This window comes from Klebsiella sp. GB_Kp047 (genome assembly GCF_040065235.1).
Classification (GTDB): domain Bacteria; phylum Pseudomonadota; class Gammaproteobacteria; order Enterobacterales; family Enterobacteriaceae; genus Klebsiella; species Klebsiella quasipneumoniae.
On record NZ_JBEAJG010000028.1, the window covers coordinates 413029 to 430734 of the forward strand.

Consider the following 17706-nt stretch of genomic DNA (forward strand, 5'->3'; position numbering starts at 1 on the left):
GCGAAAAACGCGACAATCGAGATCCCAGAGGTATTGATAGGTGAGTTTCTCAGGTACGCTCTTCGTACTGGACGTCTTACACCAGCCTGCGCGGATGCGCAGGTTTTTTTTATTCTGAAAATCCCCCCGCCGCACTGCTTTCCCACGCCTTCTCGTGTAACCTGCTTTGACTCATCACCGGTCACATGGAGTTGTTATGCTATTGGGATTTTTCAGACTGCTGTTCAAGGGGTTATACCGGGTCAGACTGACCGGCGACACGCAGGCTTTGCACCAGCAAAAAGTCTTAATTACCCCGAACCACGTCTCTTTCCTCGACGGCATTCTGCTGGCGTTGTTTTTGCCGGTCCGACCGGTTTTTGCCGTCTATACCTCAATCAGCCAGCGCTGGTTTATGCGCGCGCTGACGCCGATTATCGATTTTGTGCCGCTGGACCCGACCAAGCCGATGTCGATCAAACATCTGGTGCGCCTGATCGAACAGGGGCGGCCGGTGGTCATCTTCCCGGAAGGGCGAATCTCGGTCAGCGGCTCGCTGATGAAAATTTATGACGGCGCCGCCTTTGTCGCCGCCAAATCGCAGGCGACCATCGTGCCGCTGCGCATTGAAGGCGCTGAACTGACGCCCTTCAGCCGGCTGAAGGGGCTGGTAAAGCGTCGCCTGTTCCCGCGGATTCAGCTGCACCTGCTGCCGCCTACCCATCTGCCGATGCCCGAGGCGCCGCGCGCCCGCGACCGGCGCAAAATCGCCGGGGAAATGCTGCATCAGATCATGATGGAGGCCCGGATGGCGGTGCGCCCGCGGGAAACCCTGTATGAGTCGCTGCTGGCGGCGCAAGACCGCTTCGGCGCGCGCAAACCCTGCGTGGAGGATATCAACTTCCAGCCGGATACCTATCGCAAGCTGCTGACCAAAACCCTGTTTGTCGCCCGCATTCTGGAAAAATACAGTCAGCAGGGCGAGAAGATAGGCCTGATGCTACCCAACGCCGGCATCAGCGCAGCGGTGATTTTCGGCGCGATCGCCCGCGGGCGCATTCCGGCGATGATGAACTATACCGCCGGGGTGAAAGGACTCAGCAGCGCCATCGCCGCCGCGGAACTCAAGACCATTTTTACCTCGCGCACCTTCCTCGATAAAGGCAAGCTCTGGCACCTGCCGGAGCAGTTGACCCAGGTGCGTTGGGTGTTCCTGGAAGATCTCAAAGGCGATATCACCCCCGCAGACAAACTGTGGATTTTCGGCCATCTGCTGGCGCCGCGTCTGGCGCAGGTTAAGCAGCAGCCGGAAGACGCGGCGATGATCCTCTTCACCTCCGGCTCGGAGGGCAACCCGAAAGGGGTGGTGCACAGCCATAAAAGCCTGCTGGCCAACGTCGAGCAGATCAAAACCATCGCCGACTTTACCGCTAACGACCGCTTTATGTCGGCGCTGCCGCTGTTCCACTCTTTTGGCCTCACTGTCGGCCTGCTGACGCCGCTGCTTACCGGCGCGGAGGTGTTTCTCTATCCCAGCCCGCTGCACTATCGCGTGGTGCCTGAGCTGGTCTACGATCGCAACTGCACGGTGCTGTTCGGCACCTCAACCTTCCTCGCCAACTATGCTCGCTTCGCTAACCCCTATGATTTCTATCGTCTCCGCTACGTGGTCGCCGGGGCGGAGAAGCTGCAGGAGAGCACCAAACAGCTGTGGCAGGATAAATTCGGCCTACGTATTCTCGAAGGCTACGGTGTGACCGAGTGCGCCCCGGTGGTCTCGATCAACGTGCCCATGGCGGCGAAGGTCGGCACCGTGGGGCGGATTCTGCCGGGGATGGACGCCCGCCTGCTGGCGATGCCTGGCATTGAGCAGGGGGGACGACTGCAGCTGAAAGGGCCGAACATTATGAAAGGCTACCTGCGGGTGGAAAATCCCGGGGTGCTGGAAGCGCCGACGGCGGAAAATCAACACGGCGAAAAGGAAGCGGGCTGGTATGACACCGGCGATATCGTGACTTTCGATGAGCAGGGCTATGTCCGCATCCAGGGCCGTGCGAAGCGCTTCGCCAAAATCGCTGGCGAAATGATCTCTCTTGAGATGGTGGAGCAGGTGGCCCTCGGCGCGTCGCCGGACAAAATGCACGCCACGGCGATTAAACAGGACGCCAGCAAAGGCGAGGCGCTGGTGCTGTTTACCACCGATAATGAACTGACTCGCGAAGCCCTGCTGCGCTACGCTCGCCAGCACGGCGTACCGGAGCTGGCGGTGCCGCGCGATATACGCTGGCTGAAACAGCTGCCGGTGCTCGGCAGCGGCAAGCCAGACTATGTCACCCTGAAAAATATGGTCGACGAGGCGGAAACAACCCATGAGTGAGTCAGTGCATACTAACCCGTCGCTGTATTCGAAAGGGATGATGGCGGTGATCTGCGCCCAGTTCCTGTCGGCCTTCGGCGACAATGCGCTTCTCTTCGCCACCCTGGCGCTGATGAAGCAGCTCTATTATCCGGAGTGGAGCCAGCCGGTCCTGCAGATGTTGTTTGTGGGCGCTTACATCCTTTTTGCCCCCTTTGTCGGCCAGTTCGCCGACAGCTTTGCCAAAGGCCGGGTAATGATGGTGGCCAACGGCCTGAAGCTGCTTGGCGCCGGCTGTATCTGCTTCGGCGTGAATCCGTTTATCGGCTATACGCTGGTGGGGATTGGCGCCGCCGCCTATTCGCCGGCCAAGTATGGCATTCTCGGCGAACTGACCACCGGCGATAAGTTAGTGAAGGCTAACGGACTGATGGAGTCCTCGACCATCGCGGCGATCCTGCTGGGCTCCATGGCCGGCGGGATCCTCGCCGACTGGCACGTGCTGGCGGCGCTGATCGTCTGCGCGCTGGTCTACGGTGGGGCGGTGGTGGCTAACCTGTGGATACCCAGGCTGCCGGCGGCGCGTCCGGGGCAGTCATGGCGTTTCAAGCCGATGACGCACAGCTTCTTCAGCGCCTGCCGCACGCTGTGGCGCAACGGCGAAACCCGCTTTTCGCTGATGGGCACCAGCCTGTTCTGGGGCGCTGGCGTGACCCTGCGCTTCCTGCTGGTGATCTGGGTGCCGGTGGCGCTGGGCATTACCAGCAACGCCATGCCTACCTATCTTAATGCGATGGTGGCGGTGGGGATTGTACTGGGAGCCGGGGCGGCGGCGAAGCTGGTGACCCTGGAGACAGTGTCGCGCTGTATGCCGGCCGGGATTTTGATCGGTATCGCGGTGATAGCCTTTGCCGTGCAGCAGTCGCTGCTGCCGGCGTTCGGTCTGTTGCTGCTGCTCGGGGTGTTCGGCGGCTTCTTTATCGTGCCGTTGAACGCGCTGCTGCAGGAGCGCGGGAAACATTCGGTCGGGGCGGGTAACGCCATTGCGGTACAGAACCTGGGCGAAAACGTGGCGATGCTGCTGATGCTGGGGCTCTATTCTCTGGCGGTGAGTGTGGGCGTGCCGCCGGTCGCTGTGGGAATAGGCTTTGGCGCGGTGTTTGCTGTGGCCATCGCCGCGCTGTGGGTCTGGGGGCGGCGTAAATAACTTCTCGTCGCGGTTGACTTGAAATCGTCGCCCCTGCCAGGCGCGCGGCAGAGAGAAACCCCCGGGTTGCGGCTTGCGCCTGACCCGGGCTACCGCGGCTACTGAGGCGGCTACCCGCCCTGGGTAGCGTAGGCCCGGTAAGGCGTAGCCGCCACCGGGCAACAACGCGACGCCAGAAGCTGGCGTCGACAGGTCGTGCTACGGTGCCGGGTAGGTATAAACCTGATGCACCGCTTCAATCTCCGCTAATACCTCTTCGCTCAGCTCAAGCTGCAAACTTTCCACGTTGGCCTGCAGCTGCGCCATGGTCGTCGCCCCCAGCAGGGTGCTGGCGACAAACCGCTGCCGACGCACAAAGGCCAGCGCCATTTGCGCCGGATCGAGGCCGTGACGTCGGGCGATATCCACATAGGCCGCCACCGCTTTCTGCGACTGCTCGCCGCTGTAGCGCGTAAAGCGGCTGAACAGCGTATTGCGCGCCCCCGCCGGCTTCGCGCCGTTGAGGTACTTCCCGGTCAGGGTGCCGAAAGCCAGGCAGGAGTAGGCCAGCAGCTCCACGCCTTCGAACTGACTCACTTCCGCGAGGCCGACTTCAAAGCTGCGGTTCAGCAGGCTGTAAGGATTCTGAATCGTCACGATCCGCGGCAGGTCGTGCTTATCCGCCAGGTGCAGATAACGCATCACGCCGAAGGCGGTTTCATTCGATACGCCGATGTAGCGGATCTTGCCGGCGCGCTGGAACTCGGTCAGCGCTTCGAGGGTATCCAGCAGCGTCACCGCAGGGGCGGCGTCGGCCCAGGTGTAGCCCAGTTTGCCAAAGCAGTTGGTGGGGCGCTGCGGCCAGTGTACCTGGTACAGGTCGAGATAATCGGTCTGCAGACGCTTCAGGCTGGCGTGCAGCGCCTCGCGGATATTTTTCCGGTCCAGGACGTGGTTTGGTCGAATACTGCTGTCGTTATTGCGCGCGGGCCCGCTGACCTTCGAGGCGAGCACCAGCTTTTCGCGATTGCCGCGTTTCGCCAGCCAGTTGCCGACGTAGGTTTCAGTTAGCCCCTGAGTTTCCGGGCGCGGCGGGACAGGGTACATTTCGGCGACATCGATCAGATTGATGCCGTTGGCGACTGCGTAATCGAGCTGCTGATGGGCATCGGCCTCGCTGTTCTGCTCGCCAAAGGTCATAGTTCCCAGCCCGAGGGTGCTGATTTCAAGTGAACTGTGTGGGATACGGTGATACTGCATAGCCAGCTTCCTTTTTATTTATAAGGTCAGGCATTCCCCGACAAAGGAGTATCAACATGGCAGAGGGTGAGAAAAAGAGGAAGTAAAAAAATCAAAAAAGCCGGGTGACGAGGAGGGGCGGTGGGTGGAACCCGCGGTGTCCTGGTGTGTCCCGACTCTTCTCAGAAGGCTGGTTGTCGGTAAGCGCAGCGTCAACAGAGGCTGGGGCCGACGGGGAAAAATTAACGCTTAATGATTTGCGAAACGTCGTCACGATTGATCTGCATTTTATTACCCTGCTGATCTTCGTAGCTGATAAGACCGGTATCGTCATCCACGGTAGGTTTACCGTCGGTCAGGATCATGCGCCCATCTTTGGTCGCCATGACGTAATCGCTGCTGCAACCGGAAACCGAGAACGCCAGTCCTACGGCGGAAATCAATACTGCCCATTTTTTCATCGTCATCACCTCTTGAGTAGCTGCACCCCATACCCGTCTATTAATAGCCTGATTTGTGAGACATAAAAAGCAGTAAAGTCTGAAAAAGGGTTGCAGCCTGTGACCAGGCTGCAATTTTGTGGTTTACAGCGGGTTTTTCTTATTGCGCAGCAGGTTAAGACTCTCAACGGCAATAGAGAAGAACATGGCGAAGTAGATGTATCCCTTCGGCACATGGACGTCGAAACTTTCCAGCATTAGGGTAAAGCCGACGAGGATCAGGAACGACAGCGCCAGCATTTTCACCGACGGATGACGGTCAACGAAATCGCCGATAGGTCGTGCGGCGAACATCATTACCCCCACCGCAATCACGACCGCCGCCATCATAATAAACAGATGGTCCGACAGACCGACGGCGGTGATCACCGAGTCGAGGCTAAAGATGATGTCCAGCAGCATGATCTGCACGATGGCGCCGAGGAAGGAGTGAACGTTAGTTTTCAGCCCCTCCTCTTCACCTTCGATAGACTCATGGATCTCTTTACTGGCTTTCCAGATAAGGAACAGTCCGCCTAACAGCAAGATCAGATCGCGAAACGAAATCTCCTGACCGAGGACGGTGAAGAGCGGGTTGGTCAGCTTAACGACCCAGGCGATAGAGGCCAGCAGCGCCAGGCGCATGACCATCGCCCCCATTAAACCGATCCGTCGCGCGTGAGCGCGCTGGGCGGTGGGGAGCTTGGCCACGACCAGAGAGAGAAAAATAATATTATCGATCCCGAGCACGATCTCCAGCAGCGTCAAGGTGCCCAGCGCCAGCCAGGCGTTAGGATCGGTTATCCATGCAAATAACATTGTTCAAAGTCCTGCAAAATAGAAAGCAGCAATTATATGCACGCCCCAACGCAGAACAAAAAATTAATCGTGTTGTAACAAGAAATGGCGGGCGAGCAGGGCGGCGGTGAAATTCTTTTTCAGGTAGAAACCGCGCGGCAGGGTGAGGATCGTCTCCCCGCGGGCGCCGATGGCTTCGGTCAACGCCTTGCTGTTGGCCGCTTTCGGTCTTAACTGCAGCACCTCGCCGTGGCGGGCGGTAATGCGCTCCACCTCACCGAGGACAATAAGATCCATCAGCTCTTCCCAGTCCATGCGCAGCTGGCGCTCCTCTTCTTCGTTCGGACTCCACAGCAGCGGTGCGCCGACGCGTCGCGCCGCCAGAGGAATGGTGCGCTCTCCTTCCACCGGGATCCACAGGACGCGCTGCAGCTTATGCCGCACATGGCTGCTCTCCCAGGTGACGCCGCTATTGCCGGTTAACGGAGCGACGCAGACAAAGGTGGTCTCCAGCGGACGACCCCGGCTGTCGATAGGGATCGTTTTGAGCTCCACCCCCAGCGCGGCGAAATCCTGTTCGGGTTTACTGCCCGCGCTGGCCCCCAGCCACAGCTCCAGCAGGATGCCCGTCCAGCCTTTATCACGCTTCAGATCGCGGGGAATGGGGATCCCGGCCAGCGCCGCCAGCTCGCCCAGCGTATAGCCGGCCAGCTGTCGGGCCTGGGCCAACAGCTGTTCCTGACTTTGCGGCGGAGAGGAGAGAGGAGCGATAGCGGGCATAGGGTGACACCTTTGGCTAAAAAATGAGCGCTAATTTTGCGCGTTGTGGATAGAGTTTACCGTTTTCTGAGTAACTATACCAATCCCATGATTTATATGCCTTTTTAAGGTCATTGCGCTGCAGGTGAAAACCATGAAAACAGGTTTTCCAGAACTGGTCACTGACAATAAACAGGATCTTACACCATGTTATCCACAGAAAAGTGGGATAACTGGGGAAAAGCCCCACTACTGGTTCGATTTACAGCCTTGACGTGCGACGAAAATCGAATTTTTAGAGAAAATCTGCCCGCGACCTGCGCGTAATCTGTGGATAAAATCGACATTGTTCGATCTTTCATCAGTCGGCGGATCGTATGTGTGATGATCGTCACGTTATGCTGTAATAAGTGAAAGGAATATATTCTAACTCAATGAATATGCTATCATTATTAGAAGGTGTTAGCGGTGCGATGTTCAGATTACTCCGGGTTTTCCCGGGTTAATTCCGTACTTCTTCACAACTCTATCCACAGAAAAAGTGAATAAAATCGGCCGTCGGGCGCTTTCGCTGTTTATAACTCTGGCAATTACTGTGAGTTATTCAAATGTTATCCGTTCTCAGTGTGCGAACAGAGTGGTTTACCGTTTCCGACGAGTGTGAAACAATCATTCACATTGAAGCTTATCTTGAGGTAGTCCGGTGATTGATGACGATGGCTACCGCCCAAATGTCGGTATTGTAATCTGTAATCGTCAGGGCCAGGTCATGTGGGCCCGACGCTATGGTCAGCACTCGTGGCAGTTCCCGCAAGGGGGCATAAATCCAGGAGAATCCGCAGAGCAGGCGATGTATCGGGAATTGTTTGAAGAGGTCGGGTTAAGCCGTAAAGATGTGCGGATCCTGGCCTCAACCCGTAACTGGCTGCGTTACAAGTTGCCTAAACGTTTGGTGCGTTGGGACACAAAGCCGGTTTGTATCGGCCAGAAACAAAAGTGGTTTCTTTTGCAGTTGATCGGTAACGACGCGGACATCAATATGCAAACCAGCAGCACGCCTGAATTTGATGGCTGGCGCTGGGTGAGTTACTGGTACCCGGTTCGTCAGGTGGTGTCGTTCAAACGCGACGTCTACCGCCGGGTGATGAAAGAGTTCGCCAGCGTAACCATGTCGCTGGCGGAGAGCGCCCCTAAGCCGCAAAGCGCGCCTGCTTATCGACGTAAAAGAGGTTAAGCCACGCACATTATGCTCACTCGGTTGCGAGAAATAGTCGAGAAGGTCGCGAGTGCGCCGCGTTTAAACGAGGCGCTGGATATTCTGGTGACAGATGTCTGCCAGGCGATGGAGACGGAAGTCTGCTCGGTTTACCTGGCTGACAATGACCGACGCTGCTATTACCTGATGGCCACCCGCGGGTTAAAAAAACCTCGCGGGCGCACCGTTGCGCTGGCGTTCGATGAAGGCCTGGTGGGGCTGGTTGGCCGCCTGGCGGAGCCCATCAACCTCGCCGATGCGCAAAAACACCCCAGCTTCAAGTATATCCCCGCCGTCAAAGAGGACCGCTTCCGCGCCTTCCTTGGCGTGCCGATCATCCAGCGCCGCCAGCTGTTGGGCGTGCTGGTGGTCCAGCAGCGTGAGCTGCGCCAGTTTGATGAAAGCGAAGAGTCTTTCCTCGTCACCCTCGCCACCCAGATGGCGGCGATCCTCTCCCAGTCCCAGCTGAACGCCCTGTTTGGCCAGTATCGTCAGACGCGCATTCGCGCGCTGCCTGCCTCTTCCGGGGTGGCGATCGCCGAGGGCTGGATGGACGTCAGCCTGCCGCTGATGGAACAGGTGTATGAAGCCTCGACGCTGGATACCGCCTCGGAACGTGAACGCCTGACCGGCGCGCTGGAAGAAGCGGCCAACGAGTTTCGTCGCTACAGCAAACGCTACGCCGCCGGCGCGCAAAAAGAGACGGCGGCGATCTTCGATCTCTATTCGCACCTGCTCTCCGACGCCCGCCTGCGTCGCGAGCTCTTTGCCGAAGTCGACAAAGGCGCCGTCGCCGAGTGGGCGGTCAAAAAGATCATTGAGAAGTTCGCCGAACAGTTTGCCGCGCTGAGCGACGGCTATCTGAAAGAGCGGGCCGGCGACCTGCGCACGCTGGGTCAGCGTCTGCTGTTCCATCTCGACGACAGTATTCAGGGCCCCAACACCTGGCCGGCGCGCATTATCCTCGTGGCGGACGAGCTGTCGGCCACCACCCTCGCCGAAGTGCCGCAGGATCGCCTGGCCGGCGTGGTAGTGCGCGATGGCGCCGCCAACTCCCATGCCGCCATTATGGTGCGGGCCCTTGGCATCCCAACGGTGATGGGCGCCGATATTCAGCCCTCGCTGTTGCATGGCCATACGCTGATTGTCGATGGCTATCGCGGTGAGCTGCTGGTGGATCCTGAACCTGTTCTGTTACAGGAATATCAGCGCCTTATCAGTGAAGAGAACGAGCTCAGCCGCCTGGCGGAGGACGATCTCCAGCGTGCGTCGGAGTTGAAAAGCGGCGAGCGGGTAAAAGTCATGCTCAACGCCGGCTTAAGCCCGGAGCACGAAGAGAAGCTCGGCAGTTTTGTGGACGGCATTGGTCTGTACCGTACCGAAATTCCCTTTATGCTGCAGAGCGGCTTCCCCTCTGAAGAGGAGCAGGTCGCCCAGTATCAGGGCATGCTGCAGATGTTTAACAGCAAACCGGTGACCCTGCGTACCCTGGACATCGGCGCGGATAAACAGCTGCCGTACATGCCGATCAGTGAAGAGAACCCATGCCTCGGCTGGCGCGGGATCCGCATCACCCTCGATCAGCCGGAGATCTTTTTGATCCAGGTGCGGGCGATGCTGCGCGCCAACGCCGCCACCGGCAACCTCAGCATTTTGCTGCCGATGGTGACCAGTCTGGAAGAGGTCGATGAGGCCCGCCGACTGATCGACCGCGCCAGTCGGGAAGTGGAAGAGATGATCGGCTACGCCATCCCGCGTCCGCGTCTGGGGGTGATGCTGGAGGTGCCGTCGATGGTCTTTATGCTGCCGCAGCTGGCCAGCCGGATCGATTTTATCTCGGTAGGAACGAACGACCTGACCCAGTACCTGCTGGCCGTCGACCGTAACAATACCCGGGTCGCCAGCATGTATGACAGCCTGCATCCTGCGGTATTGCGGGCGCTGGCGATGATCGCTCATGACGCGGAGCGCTTTGGCATCGATCTGCGACTGTGCGGCGAGATGGCAGGCGACCCGATGTGCGTGACGATCCTTGTCGGTCTCGGTTATCGCCACCTGTCGATGAACGGCCGCTCGGTGGCGAGGGTGAAATATCTGCTGCGCCGCATCGATATCGAAGAGGCGCAGGAGCTGTCTCGTCGCAGCCTCGAAGCCCAGATGACTGCCGAGGTGCGCCATCAGGTGGCGGCCTTTATGGAGCGTCGCGGTCTCGGCGGCCTGATCCGCGGCGGGCGGTAGCGATAGCCCGGGTGAGGCGTAAGCCGTAACCCGGGAATACTCTGTTCACACCATCCGGCAAAATACAGTACAGCCGGTGAAACGGCTTCTGTTAGCATCCGTATACATATCTTTTACACGCCGGCGCGGATCGCACTCCTGGCTTATGCTATGATTCGCCTCCTTCGGCGTGCCCGTTTGAATCGGGCATGGATCATCACCGCTGTCCACTTTCGGCGGAATAACAAGTCTTTATGGTGACAGATGAATAGTGGCTACCTGCATTTTCCGGAGTTCGATCCGGTCATTTTTTCTCTAGGCCCGGTCTCCCTCCACTGGTACGGTTTGATGTACCTGGTGGGCTTTGTCTTTGCGATGTGGCTGGCCACCCGTCGGGCGAATCGTCCGGGCAGCGGCTGGACGAAAAATGAAGTGGAAAACCTGCTTTACGCGGGCTTCCTCGGCGTCTTTCTGGGCGGCCGTATCGGTTACGTGCTGTTCTACAACCTGCCGGTATTTCTTGCCGATCCGTTGTATCTGTTCCGCGTCTGGGACGGCGGCATGTCGTTCCACGGTGGCCTGATCGGCGTGATCCTGGTGATGATTATCTTCGCCAGACGCACCAAACGCACCTTCTTCCAGGTCTCCGATTTTATCGCGCCGCTGATCCCGTTTGGCCTTGGCGCCGGGCGTCTGGGCAACTTTATCAACGGCGAGCTGTGGGGCCGAGTGGACCCGAGCTTCCACTACACGATGATTTTCCCGGGCTCCCGTGCCGAAGACCTGGCGCTGCTGCCGAGCCATCCGGAATGGCAATCGCTGTTCGATACCTACGGCGCGCTGCCGCGCCACGCGTCGCAGCTGTACGAGCTGGCGCTGGAAGGCGTGGTGCTGTTCCTGATCCTGAACCTGTTTATCCGTAAACCTCGCCCGACCGGTTCCGTTTCCGGCCTGTTCCTGATTGGCTACGGCCTGTTCCGCATTATCGTGGAATTCTTCCGCCAGCCCGACGCCCAGTTCACCGGCGGCTGGGTGCAGTACATCAGCATGGGGCAGATTCTTTCGATCCCGATGGTGCTTGCGGGTATCATCATGATGGTTTGGGCTTACCGCCACCGTCCGCAGCAACTGAATTCTTGAGGAACCATGAAACAGTATCTTGATTTGATGCAGAAAGTGCTCGCCGAGGGCACGCCAAAAAATGACCGCACCGGCACTGGCACGATCTCTATTTTCGGCCATCAGATGCGTTTTAACCTGCAGGAAGGCTTCCCGCTGGTGACCACCAAGCGCTGTCATTTACGCTCCATCATCCATGAACTGCTGTGGTTCCTGCAGGGCGACACCAACATCGCCTATCTGCACGACAACAACGTCACCATCTGGGACGAGTGGGCAGATGAAAATGGCGACCTGGGACCGGTCTACGGCAAACAGTGGCGTTCCTGGCCTGCGCCGGACGGTCGTCATATCGACCAGATCAGCACAGTGATGGACCAGCTGAAAAACGACCCGGACTCCCGCCGGATCATCGTCTCGGCGTGGAACGTCGGCGAGCTGGATAAAATGGCCCTGGCGCCGTGCCACGCCTTCTTCCAGTTCTACGTCGCTGACGGCAAGCTCTCCTGCCAGCTGTATCAGCGCTCCTGCGACGTATTCCTCGGCCTGCCGTTCAACATCGCCAGCTACGCGCTGCTGGTGCATATGGTGGCGCAGCAGTGCGATCTGCAGGTCGGCGATTTCGTCTGGACCGGTGGCGACACTCATCTGTACAGCAACCATCTCGAGCAGACCAATCTGCAGCTGAGCCGCGAACCGCGTCCGCTGCCGAAGCTGGTCATCAAACGCAAGCCGGCGTCGATATTCGACTACCGCTTTGAAGACTTCGAGATTGAAGGTTACGATCCGCACCCGGGAATCAAAGCGCCGGTGGCGATTTAACCCCCTCTGCAGATATGACCAACCGGCGTCTGATGGCGCCGGTTTTTTTATGCCGTTTTCACCACCTGAATAGGGGGGCTACCCTCGTTGCCATTACGATAGGAACGCTTCATCCCGCCCGCTGGCCGCAGGCGTTGGTGGGCGGGAAAGCTGGAAAGAGGCTCGCAAAAAAATGTTCTGCTGTTGGTCATGCAAACCTTTTTTGCGTGTCTGGCCGGGAAAGCCATTTTCCGTCGTCGCGCCAGGGCTAACCGCAGCGGCATACTCTGCGCCATGAACAGAGAACATGGTTATACCCTGATGGAAACCCTGGTGACGCTGACGTTAATGATGATCCTCAGCGTCGGCGGCCTGTACGGCTGGCAGCGCTGGCAGCAGCAGCAACGACTGTGGCAAACCGCCGTTCAGGTGCGGGATTTCCTGGTTTTCCTGCGCGATGACGCCAACGCCTACAACCGGGACCGCGTGCTTCGCGTCGGCCAGGATGAAGAGGGATGGTGCCTGAGTGCCCAGGGGGAGGGGCCGGCGTGCGCCTCCGGGTCGCCCTTAACGCTGCGCCCGCGCTGGCCGGGGATCTCGCTGGCAGGCGTCACCCCTGGCCTGGGATTCTATGGCCTGCGCAGCACCGCCTGGGCGGGGAATCTGCGTCTGCAGAGCGAGGCCGGCAGCTGGAGCATTGTGATTTCACACTGGGGGCGGATTCGTTTATGCCGCAGTGACAGCGCAGGAGGATGTCAGTGAGCCGCCGCGGATTTTCCCTCGCGGAGGCGCTTATTGCCATGGCGATAGGCTCGCTGCTGCTGATCGGCGCCTGCCGCTTTCTACCCGCTCTGCAGCGCCATATTCTGCGTCAGGGCGAACAGCTGGCCCTGGAGAACGAATTGTGGCAGCGGGTGCATGCCGTGGGGAAGCATCTGCAGCGCGCCGGATACTGCCGGGGAGTGTGCGGCGGAGCCGGGCTGGAGCTCGCCGCCGACGGCGAGTGCCTGATTGTGCGCTGGGACGCGAACAGCAATGGGACATGGGAAACCTCCCCCGCGGCAGCGGCGGAGAGCACCGGCTTTCGCCTGCGCGACGGCGCGCTGGAGACTCTGCGCGGAGCCAGCGACTGCCGCGGAAGCGGATGGGAGAAAATCACCAATCCGGCCGCTATCGTGGTGACGCGCTTTGCGGTGCAGCATCGGCTGACCGAGGGCTTCGCGCCGGAACTGAGCGTGACGCTGGCAGCGCGCTCTGCCCGGCAGATGGGTCTGGCGGCCGAGGTGGAGCAGCGGGTGACGGGGTATAACCTGTGATCCGCCAGCGTGGAATGTCGTCGCTGTTGATGGTGCTCCTGTTGCTGACTCTCGGCAGCCTGCTCCTGGAGGGGCTTAACCTGCAGCAGCGGGCGCTGCTGGCGCAAACCACCAGCGAAACGCAGGCGATCCGCGATACGGCGGTGGCCCATTCGGCGCTACAGTGGGGAAAACAGCAGGCCTGGTCGGCGCAGGCGCCGCTGGCCTGCCGCGAGCAGGCGCAGCAGGGCTGGCGCGCCTGTCTGCGCATCTTCGACGACGGTTCGCTGCTGCTCAGCAGCGCCAGCGGCGAGGTGCAGGTCTGGCAGTCCGGCGAGGTGCGCGGCGGGCAAGTGCATTTCTCCGCCCATGGCTGGAGCGATTTTTGCCCGCTCAGGGAGGTGAGCCTATGTCAAATGCCATGAAGCGCCAGCGGGGTTTTAGCCTGCCGGAGACCGTTCTGGCGATGGCGCTGATGGTGCTAACGGTCACCGCGCTGGGCGGCTATCAGCGCGGAATGGCGCAAGGGGTCCACCAGCTGAACAAGACGCGTCAGCTATGGCGCGACGCCTGGCGCTATAGTCAGCTCTCTGCGCCGTCTCCGCCGGCAGGCGGACAGGTAAGCCGTATGCAGACATCGGCGCAAAGATGTGTCAGCATCACGGTAACGATCAGTATGCCCGTTGCAAAGCGGGCGCAGATGACCCGGCTGCATTGCCCGGTCAGCCAGTAGTCAGGAGCAATTATGTTAAGGGTTTACCACTCAAACCGGCTGGATGTTCTCGAAGCGTTGATGGAGTTTATCGTCGAGCGCCAGCGGCTGGATGACCCTTTTCAGACTGAAATGGTGCTGGTGCAGAGTACCGGTATGGCGCAGTGGCTGCAGATGACCCTGGCCTCGCGCTTCGGCATTGCCGCCAACATCGAGTTCCCGCTGCCGGCGAGCTTTATCTGGGATATGTTCGTGCGCGTCCTGAAGGATATCCCTGGCGAAAGCGCCTTCAGCAAGCAGAGCATGAGCTGGAAGCTGATGACTCTCCTGCCGCAGCACCTGGAAGAGGACGATTTTATCCTGCTGCGCCAGTATCTGAGCGATGACGGCGACAAGCGCAAGCTGTTTCAGCTGGCCGCCCGGGTAGCGGACCTCTATGACCAATATCTGGTTTATCGCCCGGAATGGCTGATGCGCTGGGAGGCCGACCAGCGGGTTGACGGCCTCGGCGACGCCCAGCAGTGGCAGGCGCCGCTGTGGAAAGCGCTGGTGCGCTATACCGCCGAGCTGGGGCAGCCGCAGTGGCACCGCGCCAATCTCTATCAGCGCTTTATCAGCGCCCTGGAAAAGGCGGATGAACCGCCCGCCGGGCTGCCGTCGCGCGTCTTTATCTGTGGAATTTCCGCGCTGCCGCCGGTCTATCTTCAGGCGCTGCAGGCGCTGGGTAAGCATGTCGATGTCTATGTGCTGTTCACCAACCCCTGCCGCTATTACTGGGGTGATATTAAAGATCCGGCGTTCCTGGCGAAGCTGCTATCGCGTCAGCGGCGCCATCACCGCGAGGCGCGCGCGCTACCCCTGTTTCGCGACACCGAGCAGGCGCCGGGGTTGTTTAATGACGCCGGGGAGCAGGATGTCGGCAACCCGTTGCTCGCCTCCTGGGGTAAATTGGGGCGCGATTATATCTACCTGCTGGCGGGGCTGGAGCGCTATGAGGAGCTGGACGCCTTTGTCGATATCGTTCCCGATAACCTGTTGCATAATCTACAGTCGGATATCCTGGAACTGCGCAACGCGGCGGTGGCCGGGCAGAGCGCGGAGGCTTTCGCCCACAGTCGCGACAAACGTCCGCTGGCGCAGGATGACCGCAGCCTGAGCATTCATGTCTGCCACAGTCCGCAGCGTGAAGTGGAGGTTCTGCACGATCGGCTGCTGGCGATGCTGGAGGCGGATCCGACGCTCACGCCGCGGGATATCATCGTCATGGTGGCGGATATCGACAGCTACAGCCCCTATATACAGGCGGTGTTTGGCGCCGCCAGCGGCGACCGCTGGCTGCCGTGGGCGATATACGATCGCCGCGCCCGCGAGTCGCACCCGGTGCTGCAGGCGTTTATCACTTTGCTCTCGCTGCCCGACAGCCGCTTCGCCAGCGAAGATGTGCTGGCGCTGCTGGACGTGCCGGTGCTGGCGGCGCGCTTTAACATCAATGAAGAGGGTCTGCGCTACCTGCGCCAGTGGGTCAACGAGTCCGGGGTCCGCTGGGGAATGGATGACGACAACGTCCGTGAGCTGGACCTGCCGGCGACCGGCCAGCACACCTGGCGGTTCGGCCTTACCCGCATGCTGCTGGGCTACGCGATGGACAGCCGGGAGGGCGAATGGCAGTCGGTGCTGCCCTATGACGAATCCAGCGGTTTGATCGCCGAGCTGGTAGGTAACCTCGCATCGCTGCTGATGCAGCTTAACCTGTGGCGACGCGGTCTCGCCCAACAGCGGCCGCTGGCGGAGTGGCTGCCGGTCTGTCGCGATCTGCTGAATGACTTTTTTCTGCCGGACAGTGAGACCGAAGCGGCGCTGGCGCTGATTGAGCAGCAGTGGCTGGCGGTGATTGATAGCGGTCTGGAGGCGCAGTATGGCGACCAGGTGCCGTTGACGCTGCTGCGCGATGAGCTGGCCCAGCGCCTCGATCAGCAACGGATCAGCCAGCGCTTTCTCGCCGGCCCGGTCAATATCTGCACCCTGATGCCGATGCGCTCTATTCCTTTCAAAGTGGTTTGCCTGCTGGGGATGAACGATGGGGTTTATCCGCGAACGCTGCCGCCGCTGGGTTTTGATTTAATGAGCCAGAAGCCGCAGCGCGGCGACCGCAGCCGGCGCGATGATGACCGCTACCTGTTCCTGGAGGCGCTGATGTCCGCCGAACAGACGCTGTATATCAGCTACATCGGCCGTTCTATCCAGGACAACAGCGAGCGCTTTCCCTCGGTGCTGGTGCAGGAGCTGGTGGATTACGTCGGCCAGAGCCACTGTCTCGCCGGCGATGAGGAGCTTGATTGCGACGCCAGCGAGGCGCGGGTTAAAGCCCACATCACCCATCTGCATACCCGCATGCCGTTCGACGTCGCTAATTTCCAGGATAACGAGAATAAGAGCTACGCCCGGGAATGGCTGGCTGCCGCCGGCCAGCAGGGGGAGGCGCATAGCGACTTCATTCAACCGCTTACCCCGCCGCCGATAGACAGCCTGCCGTTCGAGCAGCTCCTGCGCTTCTGGCAGCACCCGGTTCGCGCGTTCTTTCAGCAGCGTCTGCGGGTCAATTTCCGTGCGGAAGAGGATGATATTCCCGATGACGAGCCCTTCACCCTGGAAGGGCTGAGCCGTTATCAACTGAACCAGCAATTGCTTAATACCCTTATCGAGGAGCAGGACGTCTCGGCCATGTTCCGCCGCTTCCGCGCCGCCGGCGAGCTGCCGTATGGCGCCTTTGGCGAACTGGTGTGGGAGACGCAGCGACTGGAGATGCAGGCCCTGGCCGAGCGGGTGATGGCCGAGCGCCAGCAGGCGCAGAGCATGGAGATCGATCTCCAGTGCGGCGGCGTAAATCTGACCGGCTGGCTGCAGCAGGTGCAGCCGGACGGGCTGCTGCGCTGGCGGCCTTCGCTGCTGAGCGTCTCCCAGGGGATGCAACTTTGGCTGGAACACCTTGTCTACTGTGCCAGCGGCGGTACCGGCGAGAGCCGGCTGTTTGTGCGTAAAGAGGGAGAGTGGCGTTTTCCGCCGCTGGCGCCCGCCGAGGCGCAGGCGTACCTGAATGAGCTGGTGGATGGCTATTTGCTGGGGATGTCGCAGCCGCTGCTGCTGCTGCCGGAAAGCGGTGGCGCCTGGCTGAAAGCCTGTTATGACGCCGAAAAGGATGTCATTTTAATGGACGAAGAGACGCAGCAGAAAGCGCGGAGCAAATTCCTGCAGACCTACGAAGGTAACATGGTGGTCAGCGGGGAGGGGGCCGATATCTGGTATCAACGCCTGTGGCGTTCGCTGGAGCCGGCGCATTACGAAGAAATCATTGCCCAGACGCAGCGTTATCTGTTACCGCTATATCGTTACCATCAGTCCACACAAATTTAAATAGTATAAAAATTGCGCAGTGAATGGCGGTTCATTTATTATGCGCAACGTATCACGGACTGATGGACATAAAAGGCTGCACGCTGTGCAGCGCAAGTTT

15 protein-coding genes and 1 pseudogene are annotated in these 17706 nt (G+C 59.8%); 11 read left to right on the plus strand and 5 right to left on the minus strand.

Features of this window, described 5'->3' with window-relative positions:
* The first annotated feature begins 196 nt into the window (after positions 1-196).
* Positions 197-2356 (plus strand): bifunctional acyl-ACP--phospholipid O-acyltransferase/long-chain-fatty-acid--ACP ligase, encoded by a 2160-nt coding sequence (gene aas, locus ABLV76_RS10515; protein ID WP_004205437.1) that lies wholly within the window; start codon positions 197-199, stop codon positions 2354-2356.
* Complete coding sequence (gene lplT, locus ABLV76_RS10520; protein ID WP_023319080.1) at positions 2349-3542, plus strand: lysophospholipid transporter LplT; 1194 nt, start codon at positions 2349-2351, stop codon at positions 3540-3542. Before aas ends, lplT begins: the two co-directional genes overlap by 8 nt.
* A gap of 198 nt (positions 3543-3740) precedes the next feature.
* Here lplT and ABLV76_RS10525 read toward each other — a convergent pair whose 3' ends face one another.
* The 5 genes and pseudogenes from ABLV76_RS10525 to ABLV76_RS10545 form a co-directional block, all read right to left on the minus strand.
* Positions 3741-4781: an NADP(H)-dependent aldo-keto reductase gene (locus ABLV76_RS10525; RefSeq protein WP_017899237.1), complete on the minus strand. Its 1041-nt coding sequence runs from the start codon at positions 4779-4781 to the stop codon at positions 3741-3743.
* Positions 4782-5002: 221 nt separating this feature from the next.
* Entirely contained in the window at positions 5003-5221 is a 219-nt protein-coding gene (locus ABLV76_RS10530; protein ID WP_002915974.1) for a YgdI/YgdR family lipoprotein, read from the minus strand.
* A 123-nt stretch (positions 5222-5344) separates the two neighbouring features.
* Positions 5345-6058 (minus strand): TerC family protein, encoded by a 714-nt coding sequence (locus ABLV76_RS10535; RefSeq protein WP_004205441.1) that lies wholly within the window; start codon positions 6056-6058, stop codon positions 5345-5347.
* Between the two features lie 63 nt (positions 6059-6121).
* On the minus strand, positions 6122-6817 hold the full coding sequence (gene mutH / locus ABLV76_RS10540; RefSeq protein ID WP_023319078.1) for a DNA mismatch repair endonuclease MutH: 696 nt from the start codon (positions 6815-6817) through the stop codon (positions 6122-6124).
* Positions 6818-6905: 88 nt separating this feature from the next.
* Positions 6906-7046 (minus strand): annotated as a pseudogene (locus ABLV76_RS10545) (hypothetical protein); the annotation flags it as partial.
* A gap of 453 nt (positions 7047-7499) precedes the next feature.
* On the opposite strand from ABLV76_RS10545, the gene rppH reads away from it, so the two are divergent.
* The 9 genes from rppH (at position 7500) to recC (ending at position 17606) form a co-directional block, all read left to right on the plus strand.
* Positions 7500-8030 carry an RNA pyrophosphohydrolase gene (rppH, locus tag ABLV76_RS10550; protein WP_004205443.1) on the plus strand — a complete coding sequence of 177 codons (531 nt, stop codon included), beginning with the start codon at positions 7500-7502 and terminating at the stop codon, positions 8028-8030.
* A gap of 12 nt (positions 8031-8042) precedes the next feature.
* Positions 8043-10289, plus strand: coding sequence for a phosphoenolpyruvate--protein phosphotransferase (gene ptsP, locus ABLV76_RS10555; protein ID WP_004205444.1), 2247 nt, complete (start codon positions 8043-8045; stop codon positions 10287-10289).
* Positions 10290-10532: 243 nt separating this feature from the next.
* Positions 10533-11408 (plus strand): prolipoprotein diacylglyceryl transferase, encoded by an 876-nt coding sequence (lgt, locus tag ABLV76_RS10560; protein WP_064150842.1) that lies wholly within the window; start codon positions 10533-10535, stop codon positions 11406-11408.
* A 6-nt stretch (positions 11409-11414) separates the two neighbouring features.
* Positions 11415-12209 carry a thymidylate synthase gene (gene thyA, locus ABLV76_RS10565; protein WP_023319077.1) on the plus strand — a complete coding sequence of 265 codons (795 nt, stop codon included), beginning with the start codon at positions 11415-11417 and terminating at the stop codon, positions 12207-12209.
* Between the two features lie 189 nt (positions 12210-12398).
* Positions 12399-12950 carry a prepilin peptidase-dependent protein gene (locus ABLV76_RS10570; RefSeq protein ID WP_004205447.1) on the plus strand — a complete coding sequence of 184 codons (552 nt, stop codon included), beginning with the start codon at positions 12399-12401 and terminating at the stop codon, positions 12948-12950.
* The gene (locus tag ABLV76_RS10575; protein WP_004205448.1) at positions 12947-13504 is read left to right on the plus strand and encodes a prepilin peptidase-dependent protein; all 558 of its coding nucleotides are present in this window, start codon (positions 12947-12949) and stop codon (positions 13502-13504) included. Before ABLV76_RS10570 ends, ABLV76_RS10575 begins: the two co-directional genes overlap by 4 nt.
* Positions 13501-13908 (plus strand): DUF2509 family protein, encoded by a 408-nt coding sequence (locus ABLV76_RS10580; RefSeq protein ID WP_017899234.1) that lies wholly within the window; start codon positions 13501-13503, stop codon positions 13906-13908. Before ABLV76_RS10575 ends, ABLV76_RS10580 begins: the two co-directional genes overlap by 4 nt.
* A complete protein-coding gene (locus ABLV76_RS10585; RefSeq protein WP_004205450.1) occupies positions 13893-14216 on the plus strand; it encodes a prepilin-type N-terminal cleavage/methylation domain-containing protein in 324 nt (107 codons plus the stop codon). Before ABLV76_RS10580 ends, ABLV76_RS10585 begins: the two co-directional genes overlap by 16 nt.
* A 12-nt stretch (positions 14217-14228) precedes the next feature.
* On the plus strand, positions 14229-17606 hold the full coding sequence (gene recC / locus ABLV76_RS10590; protein WP_348878301.1) for an exodeoxyribonuclease V subunit gamma: 3378 nt from the start codon (positions 14229-14231) through the stop codon (positions 17604-17606).
* Positions 17607-17706 lie beyond the last annotated feature (100 nt).